Source organism: Dyella sp., assembly GCF_035277725.1.
GTDB lineage: Bacteria > Pseudomonadota > Gammaproteobacteria > Xanthomonadales > Rhodanobacteraceae > Dyella_B.
On record NZ_DATEJY010000229.1, the window covers coordinates 1 to 9318 of the forward strand.

The following is a 9318-nucleotide window of genomic DNA, read 5'->3' on the forward strand; positions in this document are numbered from 1 at the left end:
CCCATTTCGAGCACGGCGTATTCGGTATCTTCCGGCATCCACAAGAGCGTGAGCGGCAGGCCGATTTCATTGTTGTAGCTGCCGGTATTCACGTGCGTGCGGCCATGCTTGGACAGGATCGATGCGGTGAGCATCTTCACCGTGGTCTTGCCGTTCGAACCGGTGATGCCGATCACGCGCGCATTGCGTTGCGCGCGCACGGCACTGGCCAGGTCGCCTAGCGCCAGCTCGGAACTCTTTACTTCGACCTGCGGCAGATCGCTCTCGACACGATGCTCCACCAGCGCACCGACTGCACCGCGCGCTTTCGCGTCGGCGAGATAGTCGTGGCCGTCCACGCGTTCGCCCTTGAACGCGACGAACAGGTCGCCCGGCTTCACCTTGCGCGTATCGATGGCAACACCGGTCACTTCCGCGTCGGTGCCATGCATATGTCCATGCGTCCACATGGCAATGGCGCTCAGGCGCATCATGCGTGGGTCTCCAGCGCGACGCGCGCTATCGCCATGTCGTCGAACGCACGCTTGCCGCCTGCGCCTTCCTGGTAGGTTTCGTGGCCTTTGCCGGCAATCAACACCACATCTCCGGTACGCGCCATCGTCAGCGCCGCACGAATCGCCGCTTCGCGATCGCGCTGCACGGTGGCAGCCTGCGGCCGCGTCATGCCGGCCAGAATCTGCGCGACGATCGCATCACCGTCTTCGCCGCGCGGGTTGTCATCGGTGACGATGGCGATGTCGGCCAGCCGCTCGGCGATCTCGCCCATCTGCGGGCGCTTGCCCGCGTCGCGTTCGCCGCCGCAACCGAACACGCAGATCAACCTGGCGTCGCAATGCGCTCGCAGCGCCTTGAGCGCCTGCTCCAACGCATCCGGCGTGTGGGCGTAATCGACCACCACCAGCGGCAGGCCATGCAGACCGCCGATGCGATTCATGCGCCCATTCACCGGTTCCAGTGCTTCGATCGCATCAACGATGCGCTCAAAAGATTCGCCCAGCGCGGCAAGGCAGCCGATCACCGTCAGCAGATTCGCCACGTTGAAGCGGCCGAGCAGGCGACTGCGAATCTGTTTTTCGCCCCACGGCGTACGTACGGTGAACGCCACGCCTTCGGCAGAGGTGACGGTACCGCTCGCCGCCACATCAGCCTGGGCATCACCCGCGCTGCTCAACCGCCACGCGCGCACGTCGGGCGGCAGCTTGTGCGCCATTTCGCGGCCAAACGTGTCATCGATATTGATGGCAGCAGCTTTAAGCCCCGGCCAGACGAACAGCTTGGCCTTGGCGGCGCCATAGGCTTCCATGCTGCCGTGGTAGTCGAGATGATCGCGCGTCAGGTTGGTGAACGCGGCCACTTCGAACGCCGTCGCCGCGACACGCCCTTGCTCCAGCGCATGCGAGGACACTTCCATCGCCACGTGCGACGCACCCTCGCGGCGGAATTCAGCAAGCAACTGCTGCACGGCAATCGCATCCGGCGTGGTGCGCTCGCCTTCGCGCAGCTGGCCATGCAGGCCCGCGCCCAACGTGCCGATGGTGGCGGCGCGGTGGCCAAGATGCTGCAGCGCCTGCGCCAGCAATTGCACCGTGGACGTCTTGCCATTGGTGCCGGTGACGCCAATCACGCGCATCGTCTGCGAAGGCCGGCCGAAGAAGCGTGACGCGATTTCGCCGACGAAGGCATGCAAGCCATCGATCCACAACACCGGCACGCCTGGATCTTCCAGTTCGACTGGTGCCGGCGCTTCGGCCAGCACCACGCTGGCACCGCGCTGCACGGCGCCGTGCGCGAAATCGATGCCATGCCCGCGCGTGCCGCGCAGGGCGAAGAACGCATTGCCGCCTTGCACTTTGCGCGAATCGAGCGCCAGGCCAGAAATGACGATAGGCCCGACGGCCTTCGTTTCAGCGATGCCTTGCAGCAGGTGGTCGAGGCGCTGGCTGGTCATGGCTCGACCGCCTCCACCGCGGATTGGTCATCCTGCGGATTCTGCGGGGGCGCGGTGCCCGCCAATCCACCGCCGGCCTGCAGCGGGCCGCCCACGTACCAGCGCCCGATGTTGTCGGGCGGTACATCGAGCAGGCGCAACGCACCCGACATCACACTCTGGAATACCGGCGCGGAAACCACGCCGCCGTAGTAAGCGTTTTTCTTCGGATTGTTGATCACCACCACGCCGACCAGGCGCGGATCGGTAGCCGGCACAATGCCGGCGAACAGCGAGTTGTAGCTGTTCTTGGCATAGCCGCCGCCCGATGCCAGATGCGCGGTGCCGGTCTTGCCGGCCACGATGTAGTTGGCGATCTGCGCACGCGTGGCCGAACCGCCCGGCGCGGTCACCGTCTCAAGCATGTTCACCAGTTCGCGCGCGATGTTCGGCGAAATGATCTGCTTGCCGGCATCTTCGCCGCCCTTGATGAAGGTGGGCGTGTGCATCACGCCACCGTCCGCCAGCGTGGCGTAGGCAACGGCCAACTGCAGCGGCGTGACGTTGAGGCCGTAGCCGTACGCCATGGTGGCTTTTTCGATCGGCCGCCAGCTGCGGCCGGGACGCAGCAGGCCCGCCGATTCGCCCGGAAAACCGCTGCCTGTGCTTTCGCCGAAACCAAATGCACGATAGGTGTCGTAAAGGAACTTGGTGTCCAGCGACAGACCGATCTTGGCCGCGCCGATGTTGCTCGACTTGGTCAGCACGCCGGTCGGCGTCAACACGCCGTTGCCGCCGGTTTCCACGTCCTTGATGTCCTTGCCCATGAAGTACCAATGACCGTTGCCGGTATCGACCAAGGGCGACGTGGGTGTGTACTTGCCGCTGGAAAGCGCCGCCGCCATGGTGAAGGTCTTCATGGTCGAGCCAGGCTCGACCACGTCGGTCACAGTGCGGTTGCGGCGTGCGGCGGCCGGGCTGCCGGTGACGACATTGGGGTTGTAGGTAGGCAGGCTCACCATGGCAAGAATCTCGCCAGTGTGGATATCCAGCACCACCATTTCACCCGAATCGGCGTCCAGGTCATCCAGCTGCTTTTTCAGCTCGCTGTACGCCAGAAACTGGATGCGGCGATCGATGCTGAGCGTGAGATTCTGCCCCGGCTGCGGCGCATGCACCTGCTCCACGTCTTCCACGATGCGGCCCATGCGATCGCGGATCACGCGCTTGGCGCCCGGCTTGCCGGCCAGCCAGTTGTCGAACGCAAGCTCCAAGCCTTCCTGGCCGTGATCATCAATATTGGTGAAGCCGAGCACGTGCGCAGTGACTTCACCGGATGGGTAGTAGCGCTTGTATTCGCGCTGGCCGTTGACGCCGGGAACGCCAAGCGCAAGCACGCCCTGCGCCGCTTCCGGGCTCATCTGGCGGCGCAGGTACGCAAAGTCGCGATCCGCGCGCTGCTCCAGGTACGACTTCAGATCATCCGGCGTGGTGCCCAATGCCTGTGCCAGCGCAGGAATGCGATCGGCGTTGTCGAGCACTTCCGAAGGCACGCAGGTGATCGACACCATCGGCGTGGAGACAGCCAGCGGTTCGCCGTTGCGATCGAAGATCGTGCCGCGCGATACGGCAATGGGCACCACGCGCAGGAAGCGTGCGTCGCCTTGATCCTGATAGAACTGCTTGCGCACCACCTGCAGATCGAACGCGCGCGCCACCAGGCCTGCCGAGGCAAGACCAAGCACGCCGATGACCAGCAGCATGCGCCGCCGCGTGCTGGGGCCAGCACCCTTGCGGCGAGAAGTGGATTTCGGCGAGGTCGGTGGCAGACGGTTCATTGCCGCACCAGCTGTACGTCCTGCGGACGCGGCGTAAACATGCCGAGCTTGGTGCGCGCTTCGCTATCGATGCGGCGCGGTTCAGCCCAGGTCGCCTGCTCCAGTTCGAGCCGGCCGTATTCAATGTTCAATTCATCGCGCTGGCTTTGCAGTTGAGACAGCTGCACGAACAACGTGCGGCTCTGATGACGCGTCCACACCACGGCGATCGCGCTCACCAGCGCGGCGGTCAGCAGGATGAGCAGGCTGAAGATGCCGACGGCCCTCATGCAAGCTTCTCCGCCACACGCAACACGGCCGAACGCGCACGCGGATTCGCTGCTTGCTCGGCATCCGAAGGAAACTGCGCTTTGCCGATAGCGGCCAGCTTGGCCGGCGCCGCCGCTACCGGCGGACCACGGCGACTGCCTTGCACACGGCCGGAGTGGTCGCGGATGAACTGCTTCACCAGACGATCTTCCAGCGAGTGGAAGCTGATGACCGACAGGCGACCGCCTGGCTTCAGCCGTTCCAGCGCCGCATCGAGTCCGCGCTCGACGGATTCCAGTTCGCGGTTCACGCGAATGCGCAGTGCCTGGAAGGTACGCGTGGCCGGATGCTTGCCCGGCTCGCGGCGGCCGATCAAACGCTCCACCAACGCGGCGAGTTCGCCGGTGCGCGTCAGAAGCGAGTCTTTGCGATGCTCGACGATGGCGCGCGCGATCTTGCGGCTGAAACGCTCTTCGCCGTAGATCCACAACACGTCCGCGATCTCGCGCTCATCGGCGTGGGCGAGAAAATCCGCCGCGCTTTCGCCTTGTGTCGGATCCATGCGCATGTCGAGCGGGCCATCCGCCATGAAACTGAAACCGCGGCTGGCTTCATCCAGCTGCGGCGAAGACACGCCCAGATCGAGCAGCACGCCATCGAGACCGTCGGCGGTTTCGTCCCACTCGGCGAGTGTGGAGAAATTCGCATGGCGGATCGACACACGCGGATCGGCGGCAAATTCACGCTGCGCGGTGGCGATCGCCTGCGGATCGCGATCCATCAGCAGCAGGCGGCCATCGGGACCGAGGCGCGACAGCACGGCGCGAGCGTGACCGCCGCGTCCAAACGTGCCATCGAGATAACGCCCGCCTGCCCGCACGGCGAGTCCCTCCACTGCTTCATTCAGCATCACCGGGATGTGCTGACGCTCAGCCATGCCGCCGCACTCCCGCTCTTGTTTTCATCTGCCTGCGCCTGACCTCCATGGGTCAGAGCCGCAGGTCCGCCATGTCGTCGCTGATTTCGTCTTCGCCGATGGTCTGGCGGATCTTGGCCAGGTGGGCTTGTTCGCTCCACAGCTCGAACTTGTTGCCCATGCCCAGCAAAACCGCCTTTTTCTCGATGCCCGCCGCTGCGCGCTGACTGGCCGGCAGCAGGATGCGCATCGCGCCATCCGGCTCCACCATCGCCGCCGCACCGACCAGCTTCATCTGCAGGGCGCGGTGCACGGCCTTCACGTTCGGCAGGGCATTCACCTGGTCGCGCACCTTCTCCCACTCGGCGTGCGGGAACAGCCAGAGGCAGCCCGACTCGAATGGGTTGTAGGTGATCACCAGCCGATTGGCGCAGGCGTCCGTCACCAGCTCCCGATACGCGGTCGGGATAGCCAGTCGGCCTTTGTCATCGACGGTGATGGCAGTTTCGCCCTGGAACACGACCTTCAGGAACTCCCACGAAATCCCACGATTTCACACAGGGTCCCACGATAGTCTCGCCCCTTGAGACTGTCAAGAAAATTTTGCTTGTGAATCAAGGAGAAAGGCGAAGTTCTGGCGAAATTTCCAGTGATTTCGAGGAAGACTCGCAAGAGCTTTGATCGGTATGGTTTTTTTGGAAAACAGAAGTAAGCGAAGAGCGGCGCGAAGTGAAAGAAAAGCCTGTACGGCGCCCTTCCCACTTCTCGCCACTCTTCACTCAGTCCTGAATGAGGTGGAGTCGGCCTGTAAGCCGGGTTCTGTACGCCTTGCGGCGCGACAGTCATTCCTCTCGGCCAGGCGTCGCCACCTGGCTCCAGCAACCTACCCGGGAACAACGCGGGCCGCGTTATCGTTCCCCTATTTGGTCTTGCTCCGAGTGGGGTTTACCGTGCCACGCGGCGTTAGCCCCGCGCGCGGTGCGCTCTTACCGCACCCTTTCACCCTTACCTGTGCCCTTGCGGGCCATCGGCGGTTTGCTCTCTGTTGCACTGGCCGTCAGCTCACGCCGCCCAGGAGTTACCTGGCACTCTGCCCTGTGGAGCCCGGACTTTCCTCGACGCGCACAAGGCGCGACGCGACTGCCCGGCCGACTCCGGTGAGTATTGTAGCTGGAGGAATCCACTGGCACGTAGGCTGGGATGACAATCCCAGCATGAAGAGGCCGAAAGAAGCTGGGATTGTCATCCCAGCCTACGTGGCTGCTTGCATGGCGGCGTGCGCTATTCCTGATAGAGCTGCTTGCGCGATGCACCGGTAATCGCCGCCGCCAGTTTCGCCGCTCTGGAAGGCGGTAGTTCCTCGCGCAGGATCGCGAACACCCGCTGTCCTTCGGCGAGCTTCGCATCCGTGTCATCGCCACGGCCGGCGACGAGAATCACGCATTCGCCGCGCTGTTGATTGGGATCGCTCGCTACGCGCTGTGCCAGTTCGCTCAACGGCTCGCCAATCACGGTCTCGAACATCTTGGTGAGTTCGCGCGCCAGCACCGCTTCGCGTTCCGCGCCGAACACGTCGCGCATATCGGCCACGCTTTCGGCAATGCGATGCGAGGATTCGTAAAAAATCAGCGTGCGCGGATCACCTGCAAGTTCTTCCAGCCGGCTGCGCCGTGCGGCCGGCTTGGGCGGAAGAAAACCTTCGAACACGAAGCGATCGCTTGGCAACCCTGCAACGGACAGCGCCGCGATCGCCGCGCACGCACCGGGTACCGGTATGCATCGAATACCCGCTTCGCGCGCCGCACGCACGAGGCGGAAGCCCGGATCGCTGATCAGCGGCGTGCCGGCGTCCGAAATCAACGCCACCGATTCACCCTGCTCCAACCGCCGCACGATGGTCGCCACCGCTTCGCGCTCGTTATGTTCGTGCAAGGCCACCAGCGGCGTGCCGATATTGTGTTGCAGAAGCATAGGCCGGCTATGCCGGGTGTCCTCGGCGGCAATCACGGCGACGCTGCGCAAGGTCTCGATGGCGCGCGCGGAAATGTCGTCGCGATGACCGATCGGTGTCGCCACCACCCACAGGCAGCCCATCTGATTAGACATTTTGCAAATACCCTTTCGCGGCGAGGCGATGATGCGATCGGCTATGATCGCGCAATTGCCGATCGCGATGCCAAGGAACCCCATGCGCCCGAGTCGTCTTGCCGCGTCAGGACTGCTGTTTTCGCTGCTGCTGAGCGCCTGCGTGCCATCCGTGGTACCGCGCTCGCCGGCCGAGGTTGCCGCCGCGCAGAGCGCCGCCAATCTTGCCAACCAGGGGCAGTTCGACCGGGCTGCACAGGCCTATTTGTCGCTCGCCGCGCAGGCGCTCGATCGCGCAGACCATTACAAGCTGCTGGCCGCCGAAGCGTATCGCGAAGAGAACGCGCTCGACCGTGCCACACCGATCGTGATCGGCATTCGCCGCGACAAGCTGACCGATGACGAGCCCGTGCGCCTGGATCTGCTGCGCGCGGAAATCGCGTTACACCAGCACGATGCAGCAGCGGCGTTGAACCTCACCACGCAACCGGATCTGAGCGTGCCGCCGAATCTGCGTTCACGCCTGCTGATCCTGCGCGCGGATGCTCTGGCCGGCACCGGCGACCTGTGGGGCGCGGCAGTCAATCGCATTCAACTGGACAGCACGCTGCAGGGTGCCGATCGCGCACAGAACCGCGATCAGGCGCTGACGTTGCTGACCAAGCTTGGCGTGCAACCGCTCAAGCAGCGCGCCGCCGCCATGCAGTCGGGTGATCGCATGCTGCCATGGGTGAACGAAGCGCTTGGCCGTCTCGGCGTCACGGTCGCGCAGGCGCAACCGGATCTGCAGCAAGCCGTCGGCACGCTGGTGGCTGGCAATGGCGCGAGCGTGCGCGAGGGTTACAAGATGCCGGCGCACGTTGCGCTGCTGTTGCCCAACAACGATGGCTTGGCGCCGATCAGCGCGGCCATTCGCGAAGGCTTTTTTGCTGCGTATTTCCAATCGTCGGATACACACGCGCCGCGTGCCACGGTGCGCGTGTACGACAGCGGCGGCAACGCGGCTGCGGCCGTCAAAGCCTATAGCCAGGCTATCAGCGACGGCGCGCAAATGGTGGTGGGACCGTTGCTGCGCGCGGAAGTCACCGGCGTACTTGGGCAGTCTTCGCTGCCGGTGCCGGTGCTTACGCTCAATCATATGGAAAACAACAAACTTTCCACCGGCAATGCGAGCGAGTTCGCACTGATGCCGGAAGACGAAGGTGCGCAAGCGGCCGATCACATGATCGAGCGCGGACTACATAACGCCTACGTGCTTATCTCCGGCGACGATTTTGCCAAACGCGCCGCCGCTGCCTTCAAGGCCGAACTGGAAGCCAAGGGCGGCCAGATTGCCGGCAACGCGCAATTGCCATCGAGTGGCGTGAATTACGGCGACGCCATCAACGCTTTGAATGCCGGCAGCGCCGGCAGCGATGCAGGCATCTTCATCAGCATGCGCACCGAGCAGGCACGCCTGCTGCTGCCGCAACTGCGCGTTCAGCGCATCAGCTTGCCGGTGTTCGCCACTTCGCACATCTATGGCGGCAGTGACAATCCCACGGCCGATCGCGACCTGGAAGGCGTGGAGTTCTGCGATGCGCCGTGGCTGTTCGACGCGCAGACCGGCCTGCCCAACTATCAGGATATCGCAGGCCAGTTGCCCGCTGCCCGCGGCGGCACTTCCCAGCTGTTCGCCTTCGGCATGGACGCGTGGAACCTGGTGCCGTACCTCGACTGGCTGCGCAGCCATCCGGGCAGTTATCTGCCGGGTGCCACGGGGCAGCTGGCGATCGACACCTTCGGCAACGTGAAGCGTGTGCTGACCTGGTTGAAGTTCCAGGACGGCGTGGCACGCCCGAGCAACGGCAGCCTGCAACTCGACAACACGCCGGGCGGACCCGCACCGGCCAGCAGCGCGCCTGCGCCAGCCAGCAGTGCGACGATGCCGGCCACGCAACCGAACGGTGGCTGATGCGTGCAGCAGGAAGCGCGTTCGAGCAACGCGCATGCATGGAGCTTGAGCGAGCAGGATTGAAGCTGCTCGCTCGCAACTACACCACGCGTTATGGCGAGCTGGATCTGGTGATGCGTGACGGCGATACCGTGGTGTTCGTCGAGGTGCGCCATCGCATTCGCGCCGGATTCGGCGATGCCGCCATGTCCATCACCGCCGCCAAGCAGGCCAAGCTGGTGCAGACGGCACAGCTGTGGCTTGCGGCGAATCCAAAATATGCGCAGCGTGTTTGCCGGTTTGATGTGGTGGCGTATGACGGACCGGTCGATAACGCGAAAATGCAGTGGTTGCGCGGTGCATTTGACGC

The 9318-nt window shown here is 64.1% G+C and carries 9 protein-coding genes and 1 other RNA gene; 2 read left to right on the top strand and 8 right to left on the bottom strand.

The annotated features are described in order from the left end of the window. The 8 genes from VJR68_RS19155 to rsmI all read right to left on the bottom strand — a co-directional run. Positions 1–473, bottom strand: a 473-nt coding sequence (locus VJR68_RS19155) for a Mur ligase family protein (RefSeq protein ID WP_324150250.1), incomplete at its 3' end; no start/stop codon positions are given. Continuing rightward, a complete protein-coding gene (locus tag VJR68_RS19160; protein ID WP_324150252.1) occupies positions 470–1948 on the bottom strand; it encodes a UDP-N-acetylmuramoyl-L-alanyl-D-glutamate--2,6-diaminopimelate ligase in 1479 nt (492 codons plus the stop codon). The genes VJR68_RS19160 and VJR68_RS19155, both read right to left, overlap by 4 nt. Further along, positions 1945–3765, bottom strand: a complete 1821-nt coding sequence (locus VJR68_RS19165) for a penicillin-binding protein 2 (RefSeq protein WP_324150253.1) — start codon at positions 3763–3765, stop codon at positions 1945–1947. Before VJR68_RS19165 ends, VJR68_RS19160 begins: the two co-directional genes overlap by 4 nt. Then, positions 3762–4034: a cell division protein FtsL gene (ftsL, locus tag VJR68_RS19170; RefSeq protein WP_324150254.1), complete on the bottom strand. Its 273-nt coding sequence runs from the start codon at positions 4032–4034 to the stop codon at positions 3762–3764. Before ftsL ends, VJR68_RS19165 begins: the two co-directional genes overlap by 4 nt. Further along, positions 4031–4951, bottom strand: a complete 921-nt coding sequence (gene rsmH / locus VJR68_RS19175; RefSeq protein WP_324150256.1) for a 16S rRNA (cytosine(1402)-N(4))-methyltransferase RsmH — start codon at positions 4949–4951, stop codon at positions 4031–4033. The genes ftsL and rsmH overlap by 4 nt, the downstream gene beginning before the upstream one ends. Positions 4952–5003: 52 nt before the next feature. Next, positions 5004–5450, bottom strand: a complete 447-nt coding sequence (gene mraZ / locus VJR68_RS19180) for a division/cell wall cluster transcriptional repressor MraZ (protein WP_324150257.1) — start codon at positions 5448–5450, stop codon at positions 5004–5006. A gap of 272 nt (positions 5451–5722) precedes the next feature. Beyond that, positions 5723–6086: RNase P RNA component class A (gene rnpB, locus VJR68_RS19185), an RNA gene on the bottom strand. A 125-nt stretch (positions 6087–6211) separates the two neighbouring features. Further along, complete coding sequence (gene rsmI, locus VJR68_RS19190) at positions 6212–7036, bottom strand: 16S rRNA (cytidine(1402)-2'-O)-methyltransferase (protein ID WP_324150258.1); 825 nt, start codon at positions 7034–7036, stop codon at positions 6212–6214. 82 nt (positions 7037–7118) lie between these two features. Between rsmI and VJR68_RS19195 the strand changes: the two genes are divergently transcribed. Both VJR68_RS19195 and VJR68_RS19200 read left to right on the top strand, forming a co-directional pair. Beyond that, complete coding sequence (locus VJR68_RS19195) at positions 7119–8969, top strand: penicillin-binding protein activator (protein ID WP_324150260.1); 1851 nt, start codon at positions 7119–7121, stop codon at positions 8967–8969. Beyond that, positions 8969–9318, top strand: a 350-nt coding sequence (locus tag VJR68_RS19200) for a YraN family protein (protein ID WP_324150261.1), incomplete at its 3' end; no start/stop codon positions are given. The genes VJR68_RS19195 and VJR68_RS19200, both read left to right, overlap by 1 nt.